Source organism: Shewanella sp. 10N.286.51.B8 (assembly GCF_041469325.1).
In the GTDB taxonomy this organism is placed as follows: domain Bacteria; phylum Pseudomonadota; class Gammaproteobacteria; order Enterobacterales; family Shewanellaceae; genus Shewanella.
The window spans coordinates 1-19,334 of the sequence record NZ_JBFRKG010000041.1 but is presented as its reverse complement, the minus strand read 5'-3'; the positions used below and the strand labels follow the sequence as shown (position 1 = coordinate 19,334).

17 protein-coding genes and 3 tRNA genes are annotated in these 19,334 nt (G+C 41.9%); 15 read left to right on the top strand and 5 right to left on the bottom strand.

The genetic code is table 11. From position 1 onward, the window contains the following. Positions 1-1,287, bottom strand: coding sequence for a hypothetical protein (locus tag AB4160_RS15425; protein WP_303445576.1), 1,287 nt, complete (start codon positions 1,285-1,287; stop codon positions 1-3). Between the two features lie 253 nt (positions 1,288-1,540). Between AB4160_RS15425 and AB4160_RS15420 the strand changes: the two genes are divergently transcribed. The 15 genes from AB4160_RS15420 (at position 1,541) to AB4160_RS15350 (ending at position 18,135) form a co-directional block, all read left to right on the top strand. Next, positions 1,541-4,303 carry a hypothetical protein gene (locus AB4160_RS15420; protein ID WP_372005421.1) on the top strand — a complete coding sequence of 921 codons (2,763 nt, stop codon included), beginning with the start codon at positions 1,541-1,543 and terminating at the stop codon, positions 4,301-4,303. Positions 4,304-4,449: 146 nt separating this feature from the next. Then, positions 4,450-5,211: an SH3 domain-containing protein gene (locus AB4160_RS15415; protein ID WP_102477101.1), complete on the top strand. Its 762-nt coding sequence runs from the start codon at positions 4,450-4,452 to the stop codon at positions 5,209-5,211. 65 nt (positions 5,212-5,276) lie between these two features. Then, on the top strand, positions 5,277-5,933 hold the full coding sequence (locus AB4160_RS15410) for an outer membrane beta-barrel domain-containing protein (protein ID WP_241901126.1): 657 nt from the start codon (positions 5,277-5,279) through the stop codon (positions 5,931-5,933). Positions 5,934-6,009: 76 nt separating this feature from the next. Continuing rightward, positions 6,010-6,513: a TlpA disulfide reductase family protein gene (locus AB4160_RS15405; protein ID WP_102438952.1), complete on the top strand. Its 504-nt coding sequence runs from the start codon at positions 6,010-6,012 to the stop codon at positions 6,511-6,513. Between the two features lie 4 nt (positions 6,514-6,517). Then, positions 6,518-6,766 (top strand): DUF4266 domain-containing protein, encoded by a 249-nt coding sequence (locus tag AB4160_RS15400; RefSeq protein ID WP_368389875.1) that lies wholly within the window; start codon positions 6,518-6,520, stop codon positions 6,764-6,766. Further along, complete coding sequence (locus AB4160_RS15395; protein ID WP_303502611.1) at positions 6,711-7,907, top strand: DUF3570 domain-containing protein; 1,197 nt, start codon at positions 6,711-6,713, stop codon at positions 7,905-7,907. The genes AB4160_RS15400 and AB4160_RS15395 overlap by 56 nt, the downstream gene beginning before the upstream one ends. 47 nt (positions 7,908-7,954) lie before the next feature. Beyond that, a complete protein-coding gene (locus tag AB4160_RS15390) occupies positions 7,955-8,620 on the top strand; it encodes an AraC family transcriptional regulator (RefSeq protein ID WP_372005417.1) in 666 nt (221 codons plus the stop codon). A gap of 5 nt (positions 8,621-8,625) precedes the next feature. After that, positions 8,626-10,827 (top strand): CDC27 family protein, encoded by a 2,202-nt coding sequence (locus AB4160_RS15385; RefSeq protein WP_372005414.1) that lies wholly within the window; start codon positions 8,626-8,628, stop codon positions 10,825-10,827. Next, a complete protein-coding gene (locus AB4160_RS15380; RefSeq protein ID WP_372005411.1) occupies positions 10,827-14,084 on the top strand; it encodes a tol-pal system YbgF family protein in 3,258 nt (1,085 codons plus the stop codon). The genes AB4160_RS15385 and AB4160_RS15380 overlap by 1 nt, the downstream gene beginning before the upstream one ends. Next, a complete protein-coding gene (locus AB4160_RS15375; protein WP_372005408.1) occupies positions 14,059-14,940 on the top strand; it encodes a tetratricopeptide repeat protein in 882 nt (293 codons plus the stop codon). Before AB4160_RS15380 ends, AB4160_RS15375 begins: the two co-directional genes overlap by 26 nt. Position 14,941: 1 nt before the next feature. Beyond that, positions 14,942-15,280: a hypothetical protein gene (locus AB4160_RS15370; protein ID WP_102477096.1), complete on the top strand. Its 339-nt coding sequence runs from the start codon at positions 14,942-14,944 to the stop codon at positions 15,278-15,280. Between the two features lie 123 nt (positions 15,281-15,403). Continuing rightward, complete coding sequence (locus tag AB4160_RS15365; RefSeq protein WP_102438963.1) at positions 15,404-16,057, top strand: MotA/TolQ/ExbB proton channel family protein; 654 nt, start codon at positions 15,404-15,406, stop codon at positions 16,055-16,057. Between the two features lie 5 nt (positions 16,058-16,062). Then, on the top strand, positions 16,063-16,611 hold the full coding sequence (locus AB4160_RS15360; protein WP_372000575.1) for a biopolymer transporter ExbD: 549 nt from the start codon (positions 16,063-16,065) through the stop codon (positions 16,609-16,611). After that, a complete protein-coding gene (locus AB4160_RS15355; protein WP_102528072.1) occupies positions 16,608-17,138 on the top strand; it encodes a biopolymer transporter ExbD in 531 nt (176 codons plus the stop codon). Before AB4160_RS15360 ends, AB4160_RS15355 begins: the two co-directional genes overlap by 4 nt. A gap of 1 nt (position 17,139) precedes the next feature. Beyond that, positions 17,140-18,135, top strand: coding sequence for an AgmX/PglI C-terminal domain-containing protein (locus AB4160_RS15350; RefSeq protein ID WP_102532057.1), 996 nt, complete (start codon positions 17,140-17,142; stop codon positions 18,133-18,135). Between the two features lie 101 nt (positions 18,136-18,236). Here the strand turns inward: AB4160_RS15350 and AB4160_RS15345 are convergent, their stop codons facing one another. The 4 genes from AB4160_RS15345 to AB4160_RS15330 all read right to left on the bottom strand — a co-directional run bounded on the left by AB4160_RS15345 (position 18,237) and on the right by AB4160_RS15330 (position 19,310). Further along, on the bottom strand, positions 18,237-18,719 hold the full coding sequence (locus tag AB4160_RS15345) for a GNAT family N-acetyltransferase (protein WP_372005404.1): 483 nt from the start codon (positions 18,717-18,719) through the stop codon (positions 18,237-18,239). A 192-nt stretch (positions 18,720-18,911) separates the two neighbouring features. After that, a tRNA-Gln gene (locus AB4160_RS15340) sits at positions 18,912-18,986 on the bottom strand. Positions 18,987-19,042: 56 nt separating this feature from the next. Then, positions 19,043-19,127 (bottom strand) — tRNA-Leu (locus AB4160_RS15335). 106 nt (positions 19,128-19,233) lie between these two features. Beyond that, positions 19,234-19,310: transfer RNA gene (locus AB4160_RS15330), tRNA-Met, on the bottom strand. Positions 19,311-19,334: the final 24 nt, after the last annotated feature.

The window sequence follows — 19,334 nt, the reverse complement described above, 5'->3', positions numbered from 1 at the left end:
TTACTCTCCCATGCAGTAGCTGCCAACTTCAGCGAATACACGCTTAAGTTGATATGAGTTTTGTTGAAAAGACTCAGTGGTCGCCGCAATTTGGTTAATATCCTCATTGGACTCTGCATCTCGTAAGCACACGGTTTTAAATACTTTCTTTACTTGGCATTGAGCGAAAGCTTGGCTATTAGCAAACTCCTCACCTAATGACTTAGCACCAAAGCCTTTACCTTCAAGGGTTTCATCCCAGCCAAGCTTTTGGTTAACCCCCTCACGCCAATAGTTATGCCATTCATCATCTTCAGTGACATAACCGTAAGGGAAACTGGTCGAGTTAATATGGTATTTACCTTGCACCCTGGTGCCTGTATCGGGATCAACTTGGCCACTTTGGTTGTAAGCAATAGCCCCATTATCACCAACCGGATCGGCTTCAAGGTTAAAATCATATTGATAAAATGCAAACGCTTGAGCTAATGGATCCATGCCACTGTGGCAACCTAAACAGTTATTGATAAATAAGCGACTATCGCCACCAGGGCTGCGGCTAACATCTTGGCGGATTCTATCGGGTGAACGGGTATTATCTTTTAGGGGCTCTAAATCAGTGCACAAATGATTCATTAAGGTAAAACGCACCATGGCTCTGTTTGTACCTAAATAAAAGAATGCTTTGGCAGCCGCTCTACTGGTTAGAACGCCTGCTGTAGCATCACTTGGCAAACCATTTAAGCTAGACTGACTGGTTCGCTCCAAGCCATCTTTTAAATCAATAAACTGATCTTCTAATGATTGGTAATGTTGGTTATTACTGGTGCTATAGGCTGGTAAATTAAGGCTGTTCTTCCCCACATACACCATATCGGCTTGCAGTACCTGCCTGAAATCAACGTCATCTCGTACCGCACCAATTACAGTTGCACTGTAATCATTTAGTGGTGCAAAACTGTCTTGATCGATATTAGTCCAGGGGGTGGCGAACAATTTTAAAGTCGTGGAATAAAAAGCTGGGGTTTCCATTGCTAAATAAGCCGCTTCTATCGGTTTACTATCGTCGAGTAATTGCGCTATATCATTGAGGGTTTGTTCAGATGCGGGAACACCGGCGATACGATCATGTAATTGCTTTGCTTGCTCTAACGTCCCAGCATGAGACAAAGGAGCAAAAACAATTATTGAACCTAGTGTTAATTTATGCAAAAAGGCTCGGGTTTTATTCAGTCTTAATTGCGTTCTTAGCACATTGAATTTATTTGAAAATCGTTGACTTTTCACCGTACAAAGTTGCCTCTTCATACTGTCTCCTTGTCGTTATTTCAGCCAACAAACGCCTTAAGCGGCAGAGTTATAAAAACGCAGACAATGATAAGTATTTCGGGAATCATAAAGCTTGTTGTTTTTATTTTTGTTAACTTTATTTTTACTTGGCAAAATAATTTTTATTAAAAAGTATTGAAACACTGAGACTAGGCGGCAATAATGTCAAGAGTTATTACGTTTTAACTATGTAACGATAACAATAATAACAATTATATATTAAGGGTAATAAATGAAGCCATTATTCGGCTTAAAGGGATTAGGCCGTAAAACTTTTGACAATAAAGTTTTAGGCTATAAAGCTTTTAGTTATCAAGCATTAATGGCGTTTCTTCTTGTTAGCGGTTGTAACACGGATACCGCGCTTAAGGATGAACAGCCTGATCCTGTTTTAGTTGAATACCCTGTGGTTTACATTCAGCGCGATCTCATTACCCAGCCCAGTGATGACAACCCAGAATCCGCTAGTTTTCAAAGTAGAAACCCAAGCCAATTTAATCCTGGCGCACAATTATTTGTAAAACGAAATGCGTTTACTGACTCACCCGTTACCAATATCACCGCCGAACTTTTTGCCGATTTAATCACCGAAGATCCTGACACTATCCAACGCATAGATATTCGTGATTTATCAGTCTCTGATGATGGTCAACAATTTTTAGTCTCTATTCGCGCGCCAGAAATTGCTGATGCCGACGAAGACGAGCAACCAAGTTGGAATGTATGGCGTTACCAATTATCTGACCAATCACTGACCCGATTAATAGACAGTGATACGACCGCCGAACAAGGTGATGACTTGATGGCATCCTTTCTCCCTGATGGACGGATTATATTTGCCTCAACCCGCCAGCGCTTATCACGAGCCATTTTACTCGATGAAGGTAAACCGCAATACACCGCTCTCGATGAAAGCCGCGATAACGAAACGTTCAACATCCATTTAATGAACGATGATGGTAGCGGTATTGAGCAACTGACCTTCAATCTTAGTCATGATTTCTACCCACTGGTATTGCAAGATGGACAAATCCTCTATAGCCGTTGGGATGACATGGGTGGCGACCATGGTATTAACCTCTACAAAATGAATCCAGATGGCACCGAGAATGAATTAATGTTCGGCTGGCATTCTCATCAAATGACTCTCGATGAGCAAGATGAACAAATTGAGTTTGTTAAACCGCAGCAATTACCAAATGGCAATATACTAATGCTGCTGTCATCACAGGATGAAATGAGTTATCAAAAAAGGCCTGTGACAATCAATATCGATGAGTATATTGATAACCAGCAAGCCACTGCGGTATCGGGCGAAACCGACAACACAACTAACAATGCCATAAGCGATTTACCGCTCAGTTTTGATTTTAAATTTAACTTCGCAGACGCGCTATCTCCTTCTGGGCGCTTAACTCATTTATATCCATTACCTGATAACAGCCAACGTTATTTATTGAGTTGGGATCTTTGTCGGGTTGTTGTTGAAGAACAAATCCGTGCATGTGGTCAATTAACTGATGAACAGTTACTGGATCAAACCTTAACACTTGCCGATCCCTTATATGAGCTTTGGCTACTTAACGATGCCGACGGTACTCAGCAGTTAGTCGCCAATAGCGAAGAAGGTAAAGTGATTACTGAAGCGTTAGTGATGCAGCCTTCATCGCAACCTAAAGCCTTTATCGCCGATCAAGTGGTTGGTAATGAACTTGATCCACAGTTGCACCAAGAACTCGCTGCGGCAATTCACATTCGCAGCGTATATGATTTTGATGGTCAAGACAGCAGCAGTAATCAAGGCGGTATTAGTCGATTAAGCGATCCTTCATTAACCCCAGCCAGTGAATTACCAGCGCGCTTTTTAAAAGTCGTCCGCGGCGTACCTATGCCACCTGATGAAGTTCGAGATATTGCCAATACCGATTTTGGCCGCAGCCGAAATCAATTAATGCGCGAAGTTATTGGCTACACCCCAATTCAGCCAGACGGCTCAGTGAAAATTAAAGTCCCTGCAAATGTGCCATTGGCCATCAGTGTCTTAGATAGCAACGGCCAACGCATTGGTGGTCGCCACAGCCAATGGATAAGTTTACAAGCCGGTGAAACCCTGCAATGTATGGGTTGTCACACGGCTAACAGCCAATTACCTCATGGCCGTTATGATGCCCAAGCAGACAGCATTAACACAGGGGCGATTGGTGGCTCTGCATACCCTAATGCCAGCAGCAATATTATTCCAATACAAGGTCAAACCATGGCGCAGGCCGATGCTATGGTCAATGGCATTGCAGAGCTATCGGCGAGCCTACGTTACGATGATATTTGGACTAATCCAGCTATCTCAGCGCCAAACCCGAGTATGAATCTGAGTTATGAAAACTTAACAACCCCTGCACCAAATGGCAGTGAATGTTTTAATAATTGGACCCCATATTGCCGCATTCAAATCAACTATGAAGAACATATTCAGCCCCTTTGGGATTTACCTCGTTTAGCCATAGACGAAGACACCTTAGAGGTCCTTGCGGATAACACTTGCACCGTGTGCCATAGCAATGTCGATGATAATAACCTTGCCCAGGTGCCAGCTGGTCAGCTTGAATTGATTGCAGCTCCATCAATAGATCAAATCGCTCACCTAACGAGTTATCGTGAGTTATTTTTTAATGATGTCGAACAAGAAGAAGTGGATGGGATCGTTATCGACAAACTAGTCGAAGTGCTAGATGCCGATGGTAACGTGGTTTATCAACTGGATGCCGATGGTGAATTGATACTCGATGCCGAAGGTAATCCAATTCCTGTATTAACCACAGTGAATGTACCAGCAATTATCTCGACTAATGGTGCCAGAGCCAGTAGCAGGTTTTTTAATACCATGAATGATGAAACCCATCAAAATATGCTGACAGCCGACGAACTTAAATTATTAAGCGAATGGATAGATATTGGGGCTCAGTATTACAACACCCCTTTTTACGCTCAAGATTAGTCGAAAAGGCTTTTGATAACAGCCGCCATAATAAGAGCAACCTTGGTAAGAGACTGCTTGATAAGAAAAACCTTGATAACAACAAAGTTAAAAGCCAAATAAAAACAACAATAAACAAGGACTGATGATGTTACAAAAAGGAAACTATGTTTAATTTCGCCTGCCCATTCAAATTCATGTTGGCAGGTACATTACTCTGTTTAACGTTATTGAACTCCAACCTTGCTCACGCTGAATCCTCGGCGGCGCAGTTAACCATTGATGTTCCCTTTGTTGAGCTTCATTCAGGCCCAAGTGCAGGCTATCCCGTCGTACATGTTGTTGAGCAACATGAACAGGTCAGTGTACTACTCAAACGAACATCTTGGCTCAAAGTCCGTGATAAGCGTGGCATTGAAGGTTGGTTTCATGAAGATGACTTACGCGGACTCAGCCAACATGGTGAAGCGGTTAACCAGCATGTCATTGGCACTGAAGCCTTTATGCAAAGAGACTGGGAATCGGGCGTAATGTATGGCGACCTTGAAGGCGCTAACTTTTATAACGTGCACTTAGGCTATGTTTTCACCCCTGTTTTTAGTGCTGAAATATCTGCAGGTAAAGCCTTAGGTAGCATTTCTGATAGTGACTTATTTGAAGCCATGCTTTACAGCCATCCTTTTCCTGAATTTACCTTGGTCCCTTACATTGGCATAGGTGGCGGCATTATCAACACTAAGCCTCACAGTGTTATCGCGGATTCTGAATCACGTCAAAGCACCTTAATGAGTGCAGCGGCTGGGGTTAAATACCATCTCGCACGTAACTTTATCTTACGCGCCGAATATAAACTCTCGTTGGCCTTAACCGACAGAGATGAAAATGAACAACTTCAATCTTGGAAAGTCGGCTTTAGCGTCTTTTTCTAATGGGCATGGGAATAATGAAGGCAATGATGAAAACAGCGATAACAACAAAAATAAGCATTAATACCATGGTAAAAAACGCAATTAAATCTTGTTTAACCCTAAGTATCGTCACTTTAGGCATGGGCTATAGCGCCATTGCACTTTCAGCTGAAGCTAGCCAATCAAATACCGTCGGAGTTAAAGCCGATGTTGAGCGCCGCGAAGTACTCGATGATGTATTGGATACCGAAAATTTCGAGGTCGGTATTCAAGGTGGCTTGATGTCAATTGAGGACTTTGAAAATAGCCCTTGGATTAGTGCACATCTGGGGTATCACATCAGTGAACACTTTTATGTCAAAGGCAGATATGCAGTCGCTGAAGGCGGATATACCAGTTTTGAGAAGCTTGCTAATACCGCGCCTTTACTGACAGATGAAGAGCGCGAAATGACCTACTACGGCCTCAATATTGGTTATAACCTTCTGCCTGGTGAAATATTTTTCAGTGAAGATTTAGTCTTTAACAGTGTGTTCTCCATTGAAGTCGGTGGTGGTAACACTGAGTTTGCCGGTGATGAACAATTTACGGTGAACTTAACCGCTAACTACCGTGTTTTTCTCAATGACTGGGTTGCATGGGATCTGGCGATGAGTGACTACATCTTTGACACTCAAATAACAGGCTCATCAAAAACGACGCACAATTTAACCTTTTCTACCGGTATTGCTGTTTATTTTTAATCTATAGCCGTTGGTCACAACCTAGCTCGAAAAAGAGTTAAACAAAAATTAAATAGTAAGAAAAAAAGGATTATCAATGATGTTATTTAAGCGTGGGTTCATTGCCCTGTTTACCCTATTTACTTTAAGTGTATCGATTCAAGCCAATGCGTTATCAGAAGGCGATATGGCACCAGATTTCACCTTAAAAAACATGCAAGGTGAGAACCTTAAACTCTCTGAGCAGCGCGGCAATATCATCCTGATTAACTTCTGGGCATCTTGGTGTGGACCTTGTAGAAAAGAGATGCCAGTACTGCAAAAGCTTGAAGACAAATATCGAGATTTAGGCGTTGCCGTTTGGGGCGTCAATGTTGAGCAAGAAAACCAAGCAGGTAAAGACTTTCTAGCCGATCTTAATTTAAGTTTTGACATCTTTTTTGACGAAACAAACAGCCTATCTCAGACCTACGATGTAAAAGCCATGCCAACGACTGTGATTGTCGATCGCGACGGCAAAGTGCGATATGTGTTCTTAGGTTATCAAGACGGTTACGAGAAAAAATACGCCGCTGCGATTAAAAAGCTGATCAGAGAGTAACCCTATGATGAATCCAATCAAAAAAATGCTCATGCTCATAACGGCCCTGTCGTCACTATTCATAATATCGGGCTGCTCAAGTTTAGACATAGAACCTTGGGTAAAACCTTATGAACGCCAAAACCTTGCCGATCCTATTATGCGATTTGGTAGGCACCCCATTGCCAATATGCACGTAGCGCATGTATTGGAGGCCCGTGAGTCTGCTCGCGGAGCAGAAGGAACTGGAGGCGGTGGCTGTGGTTGTAACTAAGATGCTCAAGTGCTTATTAAAGACAGCCACACTGACAGGATTAATTCTCTGCTCGCCACTCAGCCTAGCAGCAGTGCTAGAGCCTGATCGCGCTGATGTGCTTTATCACAGCTATGAAGGCGGCGGGATGAAAATTGACGGTCCTTCGGTATTGCTTCGAAAAAAGACCTCAGAATCATTGGCGTTTACTGGCTACTACTACCTCGATAGCATTTCTTCGGCCTCTGTAGATGTGCTCAGTACAGCAAGTCCATATAGCGAAAAGCGCCATGAAGGCCAAGTTGGGGTCGAATACCTCAACGATAAGACCTTAATGACCTTTAATGCCCGCCAGAGTGATGAAGACGATTACCTCGCACAATCCTTTAGCGTTAATGTATCTCAAGATACCTTTGGCGATTTAACCAATTTAAGTCTTGGTGTGTCATATGGTGATAATGAAATACGCCGCAATGGCGATGACCAATTTGAAGAACAAAGCCAGCAGTACCGTATTCGCGCAGGCATAAGTCAAATTTTAACTCGCAACTTAACCGCGCAACTTAACTTTGAAGCCATTGCTGACGAAGGTTACCTCAATAACCCATACCGTACGGTACGCTACATAGATACAACTAACCCATCCGGTGTTGGCTATCAGTCAGAAATCTATCCAGAGACTCGTAACTCGTTTTCAACCAAATTATCGGCAAGCTACTTTCTGCCCTATCGCGCGGCGTTATTTTTTCATTATCGCTACTTCAACGACAGCTGGGAAATTGATGCTAATGATGTCGAACTCGGATACCGCCACCCTATTGGTGACTTCTTAGAACTTGAATTTAAAGTGCGTTACTACCAGCAAACTCAAGCTGAATTTTATAGTGACTTATTCCCTTATCAAGATGCACAAAACTACCTAGCCCGCGATAAAGAGTTAAGTGACTTTAATGACTTAACCTTAGGCCTAGGTGTCACTTATTTAATGCCTGAAAGCTTATCTTTTGGAGATACTCGTTCAGAAGCCAGTATTCAATGGGACTACATCACCTTCGACTACAACAACTTTAGAGATCCAACTGCTGATGGTGGCGTAGGTAACGAACCGTTTTACAATTTTTCCGCTAACGTCATCCGCGCTTTTTATAGCGTTTACTTTTAATCATTTTGCGTAATGTTAGCGATTTAGCCCATTTTCAAGGTAGGAATATGAACAACACAGATCAAGGTACTGGACAAGGTACAGCGCAGGGTAACACTGTTAAGTCATCTACAAATTTTAAAATATGGCTCACTTTGGGGCTATTTATAACCGTGTTCTGGAGCGCGATGCAGCCAAGTGCCGCGTTAGCCAATACTAATAGTGACGCGAGTGCTAATGCAATGACTAATGGTAATGGTAATGGTAATGGTAGCGCTGATAGTCAGAGTCAGGTAGCAAGCGATCTTGAAAACATCAAAAGCCAAGTCATTAAATTAAATCGTGATTTATTCATTCTTGAAGAAGACTTATTGTTCCCCGCAAGCACTCAAATAGCTGTATTTGTGTCAGTGGATATTGGACGTTTTTTTACCCTAGACAGTGTCGAGCTAAAAATTAATCAGCAAAATGTAGCCGGTTTTTTATATACCCAACGCCAACGTCGTGCACTGGAAAAAGGCGGCATTCAAAAAGTCTATATGGGAAATTTGAAAATGGGACAGCATCAGCTTACCGCTATTTTTACCGGTGTTGATGCAGAAGGTCGCACCGTACAAAGAGCAGTGACTCATCAATTTGAAAAGACAGATGAAACCGTGATGGTGGAATTGAAACTTGAAGATAATGAATCCAGTTATCGTGCAGATGTGAAAGTTGAAGAGTGGGTTTTATAACGGTTATGCCAGTTAATATGAACCAAGCTTTCCCTGACTTTAGCCGCTATGCAGTAGCAACGCCTCAGCTAAAAGCGATATTACTGCTTATCGTTAGCGGCTGTTTTTCAACTGCAGCTATCAGTGCTGATATGCCCACTTATGTCTCAACTGATGAGCTAAATAAGCAACCAACTGAAGTTGCTCATTCAACGGCTGCAACTAATTTAACCCTTGCTCAGCAAGCTAACCTGCGCAATAAACTTTATCGCCAAGCCTTATACTTTTATTTTGAAGGTGATTACAACGCCGCATTAAGCCAAGTTAGCCTAAACAGACAGCGCTTTGATGCTGATACCGCAAAAAGCCATTTGTTTGAAGCTGGCTTACAGGTATCCATCGGTTTACATCATCAAGCTACTGAGACGTTGGCCACGTTCGAGCAAGCATTAATTCAACAACAAGCAAACGATAAGTTGGCAGGTATTGAGCCACCAACCGAAGATAAGCAAGGCAATAAAACTGCCACCTCAGCTGATGAGCTAAAGCTTATCGCACTACTACAGTTGTCAGAACAACAAATAGAGCAAGGTAAACACAGTGCTGCCCAGCAAACCCTCGCTAATATCACTCAACTGCCTGCTTCATATGCTGAGCAATATCAGATCCTACATCAATTGGCATATTGGCCTGCATCTGTGACTCCTTCAGCGAAAATACTTGATGAGTCAGCCGCGGGATCAAACCAAGCAGATACTGAATTAACTGCAAAGTCAGCATTATCTGCTTACGTCATGCTTAACCAAGCACTGCAATTGATGCAAGCAAAGGATTATCAACGCGCAGAAACACTGCTGGTACGCATTAAAAACATAAACGTAGCAGCAACTGAAACGAATTTCTGGCAAAGCTTATTTACCGAAAAGAGTCCACAACAACGAGCTCAAGTTTCTAGTAAAAATGTTAATAAAGAAATCACTGACATAAGCATAATGACAGCTGATGAATTAAAGGCAGACAAACAAATCCAGCAGCAAGCCATTAATGATTATGCTCAATTATTGTTAGCCCAACTGTATGTTAAACAAGGTCTATACCAAGCAGCATTCGATCAATTACAAGATTTTCCTGAGCACAGTCCTTACACTGAGTCTGCACTATTTCTATTTGCCTTCTCAGCTCAGCAGATCAAGCGATATGACACTTCACTGGCATTGCTTGATTTATTAAAACGTGACTATCAATACTCCCAGCTCGGTTGGCAATCAGCATTACTCATTTCTGCTCAAATCAAACAGCAAAACACACTTTCTGAGAGCCTATATAGCTATCAACAAGCCGAGCAACTCTATGTTGAACAATTAGCTGACTTAGCACGCTTTCATACCGATATTAAGCAAACAGAATTAACGCCATTATTGTTCAACAGTAATGTAAACGCTCAAACGGGAGCTAATGGTCAATGGCTGCAAAAAGCCTTAGAAAATCCAGAGCTGAAACACGATATCGATACCTTATCTGAGTTATCACTGTTAACGAGCAATATTGACCGTCAGCAGCAAAAAAATGCCTGGATAAAAGAGAGCTTAACACTCAATAAACAGCGTCAAGCTCGCATCATCGAACAGCAAAGCCAAACCCAGTATCCTGAATTGATTCAGCAGTTAACCAATCAAAAGCAGCTGTTAGCACAAATGATTACTGAGGCTGAGGCACAAGAAAACGCAGATATTTTTGCCAATGACGCAGAGCAAGCATGGCTTAAACGCGTCAATGAAAGTGAAAACGTTATCAAGGCTATTCGTGGTCAGCGCAGCACTGAAGAGTATCAACAAAGACTAAACCGCGTTAAAGCAGTCCTTAACTGGGAGTTGCAACAGCAATTTCCTCAAAGATTATGGCAACATAAAAAATTACTTAAACAAGTCGACCAACAACTCGTACTGGTAAGTCTGCAGCAACAACGCTTTGCTCAGTTAGCCAATTCTCAGCAACAAACCACTGCGTTTGAGCAGCGCCAAGCTCAAGCAGAAACGAGACTGGTTACAACAATTCAAAATATCGCAGCACTTGAATCCTCAACCAAAGCTCAAATTCAACAAAAAATCTCAGCCTTTGTTTCTGAGCAACAAATTCAGCTTGAACAGTTATTACTGGCCTCTCGCCATGAAATGGCGGCTGTATTAGAGCAAATGTCCCAACCTGTTATAAATGGGGAGAAATTATAATGACCCCATCAAAACCAACGCTATCTCTACTCGTTAGCTGCATGATCATTGCTGGCGTCAGCGGTTGTAAAAGCACCCTAGATACTCAAGCTAATAACAATCCCAAAAGAGCGACATTAACTGATTTAGCCAAACAACAACCCCAAGTTTCATTGGACTCACTTGCTCTGACAAAAGCGCAGCGAAGCCAAAAACTTGCGCAAATTTATCAGCAATTACTGACATTAGAACCCAACCCAGAAGTCAGAACACACGTTGAATATCGTCTGGTTCAAATTAAGACTGAAAATCTTGAAGAGCAAATGTTTGGTGAGCTTGAAACCACAGTTCTTGATGAAGATACAGGGGTTAACCCGTTAGCTGCAGAGCAAAAAGCTTTGCAACAATTCAAGCAAAACGATCAACAGCTAGTAAAATTAATCGCTGAGTATCAAACACTATTACAGCGCTACCCTAATCGCGCTGATAACGAGCATCTGCAGTATCAACTGGCAAAAGCGCTAGATTTGCAAGGCCAGCTAGATGAAAGCTTAATCGAGATGGAATCGTTATTATCCCGCTACCCTAACACTCAATATTTAGCGGAGCTTAACTTTAGGCGCGGCGAAATCTATTACAACTTGCAAGATTACCCTGCTGCGATAAGCGCTTATAAACAGGTTCAATCAGCTGATAACAATGATAAATATTTACTCAACAGCATTTATATGTCTGGCTGGTCACTGTTTAAACTGAATCGCTTACCTGAGGCTGATAGTACCTTTTTAGCCGTGTTCGATACGATTTTAGCTAACCATAAACCAAAGCAAAATGAGTTAACCGCAACGGATTTCAGTTTTGCCAGTTTGAGCAGTCGCGAGCAAAACCTAGCAATTGATGCGCAGCGAGTGTTAAGTATTTCACTCAGTCAGCAGCAACAATCCGTATCCTTAGTTGCACTGGTGACATCAAAACAAGACACGCGTTACTTACCTATTTATCAACATGTTCTATTTGATAACTTAGCAAAATTCTTACTGAAACAAGAGCTGCAACATGATGCAGAGCTGGCCTATCAAGCCTATATCGATTTGGCACAAGATAACATTTGGTCTGCTCGTTACTCATTGGCTTTACTTGAGCTTTATCAGCGCCAAGGTAAATTTGCTTCAATGCATAAACTCAAAAATGATTATATTAACCAGTACGGGTTAAATAGCACTTTTTGGAGTCAAGCAAGTGCAAAGCATCAACAAGAGTTACTACCTCATTTACTGGCATTTAGTGATGAGCATAGCCGCAGAGTTTACGCCAACGCGCAAAATCAGCCTGCAGGCATTGGCCGAGTAAGCGCTTTTAAAGTGGCTGCAAATGCATTAAGTACTTACTTACAACTCGCAAAATTGCCACAGGCAAGCAGCTTACTCAGCAAAGATATTCACACTGATGAATACCTGTTTGCTGATGCTAATTTTGAAGCCAAGCAATTTAGACAAGCACTTAACAGTTATAAAACTATCGCTTATGGTGAAATCAGTTCTATTGATGATTCGGTTCAAGCAGACCAGCCAAACCAACAAGCTGATCACTTAAGCCAACCAAATAAGCAGCTAAACCAAGAGCAGATAGCCCTCAAAAAGCAGGCTGCTTATGCAACCACAATCACAATTCGAGAAATCCTAACGCCGCTACAAAATCAAGCTAATGCAAATTTGGATAGCACTCAGGTCGTTGTCCAAGAGAGGGTCGCCTTAGATAAACAGTTTATCGCCAACTATCCAGATGATAAACGCGCTCTAGAGCTTGCAACTCACGGCGCCCAATATTCATTTGCATCGAAAAATTACCTGGATTTAGCCCAGTTCAGCGAATTTGTATTAGTGACTCACGGTGTCATTAATCAACCCTCTGAGAAAAGTGCAGAACAAATAGCGGTAGTAGCGCGACAAACACCTGATGAATTAGCCAGTGTACAAAAACCTCAGGCTTATATCTCCCTAGATAAATCAAGTGTTATCAATCCAGTAGAGCACGGTAAACAGCTGCCTAAAACTCAATTAAAACAAGTACAACTTGTGACTCAGTTATATGCTCACGGGTTATATCAGCAAAGCCAATATGCCCTTGCTGAGCAATCTTATAATCTGGCGTTAAAATATTTAAGTGTCAGTCAAACACCGACAGCGCAGCAAGCGACATCACGAGTTGAAATGCGCGATTTATTAGCATCAAGCATTTACTTCCAAGCACAGGCTAACAAGAACGACAATCCGCAACTTGCTGTTGTCGATTTATTACGGATTAGCAAAGCTGTGCCTGAATCAAAATATGCAGTCAGTGGCGAGTTTGAAGCGGCGAATATCTTGCTTTCGCAACAGCAATGGCAACAAGCTATTACGGTATTGGTGCCATTTCAAAAGCGTTACCCTAAACATCACTTCAGTGCATCAATCCCAGCAAAACTTGCTCAGTCATATGAAGCATTAGAACAATGGGAATTGGCTGCTGAGCAACTGTTGATTATTGTTGCCAATGAACCCAAAGGAGCGCTAAAGCGTGAGGCGCAATATACTGCTGCGGAGTACTACCTCAAAGCAGGCGAAACCGAAAAAGCCCGCTTAACCTATCGAACATACGCTAAAGATTACCCTGAGCCTTTTGATGTAGCACAAGAAGTACGCCTTAAAATGAGCGAGTTTTATCAAGTTTCTAACGAGCCCAACAAGGAATATTACTGGTATCGCCAGATATTAACCTTCCACGCCAAGCAGCAAGCTAAAGCGAATACCTTTGCTGGGCGAGAAATTGAAATTGCCTCTATTGCAGCTTCTGAATTAGCCCAAGCACACCAGCAAACATTTATCGCGATTAAGCTAACCGCGCCATTAAATAAAACCTTGAAGCGTAAACAAGACGCGATGAAACAAGCTATTGATTATTACCAGCAAGTGTTGGACTTTCAACGAGCACAATATGTGCCGCAAGCAACCTTTAACTTAGCTGAAATGTATCGCCAGTTAGCGGCTGATGTTATGGACTCTGAGCGCCCTAGTGACCTAGATGAATTAGCGCTGGAAGAGTACGAAATATTGCTTGAAGAGCTCGCCTATCCATTTGAGGAAAAGGCTATTGAAATTCATATCAGTAACACTGAGCGAGCTTGGCAAAATATCTATGACCAATGGATTGGCAAAAGTTTCACAACCTTAACTGAACTGTCACCTGCGTTATATAACAAACAGGAGGTGACACATGATGTCGTTGAATCAATTCACTAAACCTTTAAGTAAGAGAGTAAACAGTCGGGTGAATAATAAAGTGAATAACACACTTTCCTCAGCTCATGTCACCATCAAGTTATTAATGGGTTTCAGCCTAATGATCTTGTCTGCATGCTCAACGATGACTAATGATCAAGCGAGTGAAAACGCCGAAGCTAACGGTATTGATGCCCTAGATAGCAGTATGGTGGATATGGTTAACACAGATGATGGCAATGCTAGCTCTGTGGCAAATGGCTCTGTAGGGAACAGCTCGAACAAGCAAACGGCAAGTAATGGCGCTTTAAATGACATAACAGCCAACAATTACAACTTATATGCTGAGCAAGCACAGAAACGTTTAGCCAATGTACCCAGTACGGTGTTAACTCAGTATCAAGATGCGCTTGCTCTGATGAAACAACAGCAATTTGATCAAGCTGATGTATTATTCGATCAAGTACTCTTGGCGCAGCCAACCCTATCAGGTGCATTAGTAAACAAAGCCTTAATCGCCATTAATAAAAGTGACTTTAGTCAGGCTGAATCTTTGTTAAATCAAGCCATTGCCGTTAACCATAAAAACCCTTACGCCTTTCAGTTGAAGGCCCTTGTAGCAAGAAAGCAAGGTCAATTTGAACAGGCAGAAAAAGATTATTTAACCGCATTATCTATTTGGCCTAATTATCCAGAAGCACAAGTTAACCTGGCTATTTTGCTCGAGCTATACCGAGGAAAACTATTAGATTCGAGACGTTATTATCAATCCTATTTATTGCTAAAACCTGATGATGTTCAAGCCCAGCGATGGTTGGCTGGCGTTGAAATAAAAATTCAGCGCGCTGGGCTCAATTTGCAAGAAGGAGAAGGATAAGATGGTTAGTTCATTAACCCCGATGACAACATACCGTGTAAACGCAGCGGTTATTGCTGTTATGACACTCTTGCTGCTATCAGTCATTAGCATTGGCCAGCTTAATGCCGCTGAAACCGTCAGCACAGCAAACAAACCCGTATTAATTGAAAGTAAAGTGACCGGCACGCAAGAGCAACCCAAAGTGCTTTACATCATGCCTTGGCAAGGAATTACCAACCCTGTAGCAATACAAGATAACAATATGCAAATCATCTTGCCGCAATTCAAACCGATTAACCCTAAAAAGTTCCAACAAGAGGTACGTGATTTCAGTGTGAATACTTCATCAAAACAATAAAGGGTGTATTCACCAAGATAAAAGTTTAACCCAAAGCAGTAACAAAAAAGCAGTAACAAAAAATAACTACATTTAGGACGAGTCAAAAACAACTTCGTTCGACTCTATAAAAAGGAAAATATCATGAGTTTTACCGACCATATTATTGCATTTTTACAAAATGGTGGCCCGTTCATATACCCTATCGCCCTAGTATTAGTCGTCGGTTTGGCCATCACTATCGAACGCTGGTTATATCTCAGTTCAGCTCATCGCACTAACCAAAAAGCATTCTCGTTAATCAAAGAAGCACTTAAAAGCGGTGATGTCGCGACAATCAGTCAACATGCGCAAAATAATAAAGCCCCTGTATTTGATGTATTGCAATCTGGTATCGTCAGAATTTCACAAGCTAATCGCCGTGAAGATGTGGAATACGCCATGGAAGAAACCATCATGGAGTACATGTTGAGACTTGAAAAGCGCACGCCATTTATTGCTACCTTAGCCAATATTGCTACGCTACTTGGTCTACTGGGTACCATTATGGGGCTGATTGCAGCGTTCTCTGCGGTAGCCAGTGCAGATCCAGCTGAAAAAGCTAACCTGCTGTCTTCCAGTATTTCTGTTGCAATGAACACCACTGCATTTGGTCTTATTACCGCTATTCCGCTAATTCTATTTCACTCAACACTGCAAACTAAAACTGCGACTATTGTTGATTCAATTGAAATGGCTGGCATTAAATTACTTAATTCACTGTCATTTTCTAAGCAAGCGGATTCGGACCGAGGCTAATAATTATGAGACGCCGTCGTCGCCCTAATACCGAAGATGCAGAACTCGATATCACTTCATTTATGAATTTGATGATCGTGCTCGTGCCTGTGTTATTACTGAGTTTGGTATTTTCACAAGTACGGATACTAAATCTGCAATTGCCTGTTATGTCAGAATCTCAACAAGCTGAAGATGATCAAGAACCTAAAGTATTGGAACTGGTCATTACTCAGCAAAGTCTTGAGCTCAACTACCCTGCGGGCATATTACTTAAACGTATTGAAACAACAGAACAAGGTTATGATTTCAAGGCTTTGTCTGTGTACTTACAAGACCTTAAACTGACTTTTCAACAACAAGAAATCGATAAAAATGACATAGTGCTTTTGCTTGAATCTAATATCGATTATCAGACCATTGTGACTGCAATGGATACCGTGCGTTCATACAAAGCAGTGGTTGCGGCTAATCTAGTCGATGCTGAACTGTTTCCGCTTATCTCATTAGGCGATGCACCTGAAGAATCACTTGCTGAAACACAAGTAAGTGAAACCACAGGAGGCAAATCATGAAGCAATCACCCAGAGCTAAACGACTTGCTAAGCACCATAAGCGCTTTAAATCAGGTGGCAAACTTAACTTAGTTGCCTTGATGGATATCTTTACGATTTTGGTATTCTTCTTGATTGTGAATCAATCTGAAGTACGCGTTCTACAAAATATCGAAAAGATAAAGTTACCTGTCTCTATTGCTGAAGAACTGCCAGTTGAAAACCTGGTTATCACAGTACTTAAAGATACAGTGCTTATCCAAGAGCGAGCTGTTTGGCAAAATAGTGCTGATAAGCCTAACTTCAGTGAACAAGAAAACCTTGAGTTTATCGAAGCGATGACTACTGAGCTTACATACCAAGCGAGTAAACGTACTGAGTTAACAGAGTCAGAACAGGAAAAAGGCCGTGCCGTCACCATTATTGGCGATAGCAGCACACCTTATATGGCGTTAAAGCAAATTATGGCTGCTTGTGCTGAAACGGGATATAGAAATATGTCATTAGCCGTGGAACGCCAAGCCAGTAAAACGGCTGAGGAGAGTTAGCATGACAGCAGCAAGCTTATCCCATTCGTTTAATGGCAGTAGCCCAAATGGTAATAGCTTTAACGACATAGGTGATTTATTTAAGCCCAGTAAACAAGATAGGTTATTTAAACAGATCTTAGTGTTACTACTGGTCATTTACGCTGTGTTCGGCATCGGTGTGCCTTTACTTGAGCAAGTTGAAGTGCCAAGAGAAGTTAAAGAGCAATTACCACCGCAGTTAGCGAAAATAATGCTTAAAGAAAAACAACTTCCAGTGCCTGAAAAGCCAGAAGTTATTCCTGAACCTGAGCCAGAACTTGAAAAAGAACCGGAAAAGGTTGAAGAGAAGCCTATCGATAAACCTGTTGAAAAGCCAATAGTACAGCCGACAATGACCCGTGAGGCCGCAAAAGAAAAAGCACAAACTTCAGGGCTAGCAGCCATGAAAGATGAGCTTTTTTCAATGCGTGAAGCGTTTGATATCAAGCCGGCATCTCAAAGTGCCCTTGAACAAACGCAGGCGCAAGAAGTGAAAGTCAAACGTAAGATGTTAGCAGCTTCGGCCAATACCCAAAGTGAGAGTTTAACCACCTCTACCGTCAATCAAACCGTTGTGTCAGATGCTTTAAGCACTAAAAACACCCAACAAATTAGGTTGGCAGAAGAGGAGGTGTTAGCTACTCAAGGGGCAATTGCCGAGGAAGAGCAACTGGCTTCTGCGGGAAGCCAACGTTCAGAGGCAGCATTACGCCGCACACTTGAGGCGAACAAAGCACGTTTATATGCCTTGTATAATCGAGCTCTGCGTAAAGACCCTTTCCTCAAAGGTAAAGTCATGTTTGAGATTGAGATCCTGCCTAATGGCAGCATTAGTCGGGTTGATATTCAATCAAGCCAGCTTAACAATGCCAAATTAGAGCGCCAACTAAAGGTTGTGTTACGTTCAATCACCTTCCCAGCAGAAGATGTTGCAACAATGACAACCATTTGGGCGATCGACTTCTTACCCAGCTAGACAGAAGTAAGCGATAAATGATTAATTAATTTTTATCAGTTAACAATACGGCCAATTGGCCGTATTTTTTTATTTGCTTAAGGCTTAGAAAGTAAAACTGATTAAAGCACTTGCTTCATAATCTTAGCATCAGGGCCATAACTTGCGTTAGCCGCCTGCTCATGATCAATCTCAAAGCCCATTTTTTGCCAAAAAGGGACTGAGCCTTGTATTGCCACAAGTTGTATTTGTGAGTAATTGTATTGCTTAGCAATTAATTTTAACTGCTCAACCATTTGCTTACCGACTCCAGAGCCTTTTAATAGAGCAGATACCGCTAAATCATGTAGAAACAATTTACTACCCTCCTTTTTCTCAGAAAGTGTCTGATAGAGCTTAGGAGGCGTTTCATTAGCCCAAACATGAGCCAATAGATAAGCCATTACCTTTTGCTCTTCATTTTGATAGACAAAACAGCAGTGAGCAGAATGCTGCCATTTATCCCGAAGGACTTCGAGCGGCTCTGGTTCAATATCCACATACACTTGCGATTGGAGTTTATAGATTTCAGGCCACATTGACTCTGTAATTGGATTAATTGGCATTTTGGGCAGACTCTGAATGTAATAATTTAGAAAGTAATAATTTGGAACGTATGACTTATCCATCATACAAAAATAATCATATGCCTCAATCGATAAGTGATAATGGATAAATATAAGAAGATAAATCATAAATTTCAGGCAACAAAAAGCCCATCATAAGACGGGCTCTTGCTTTAACCGTGAGGCTAAATTTGGCTGGGATACCAGGATTCGAACCTGGGGATGCCGAGATCAAAACCCGGTGCCTTACCACTTGGCGATATCCCAAAATTGGTTATGTATAACTTTTCATAAAGGAAGGTTTACATATTGAAAAAATTTGATGGTACGGGAGGAGAGACTTGAACTCTCACACCTTACGGCACCAGAACCTAAATCTGGCGTGTCTACCAATTCCACCACTCCCGCATCAAATCTTTCTCAGAATATACACTAATTATATATAGTGTAAACTCTGTTGTTGCTCTTTTCTAACTAAGTAGCATAGCGTTACCCACTAACCTACCTTTAAACATGGTAGCAATGGCGGGACTTGAACCTGCGACCCCAGCATTATGAATGCTGTGCTCTAACCAGCTGAGCTACATTGCCTAAGATGGCTGGGATACCAGGATT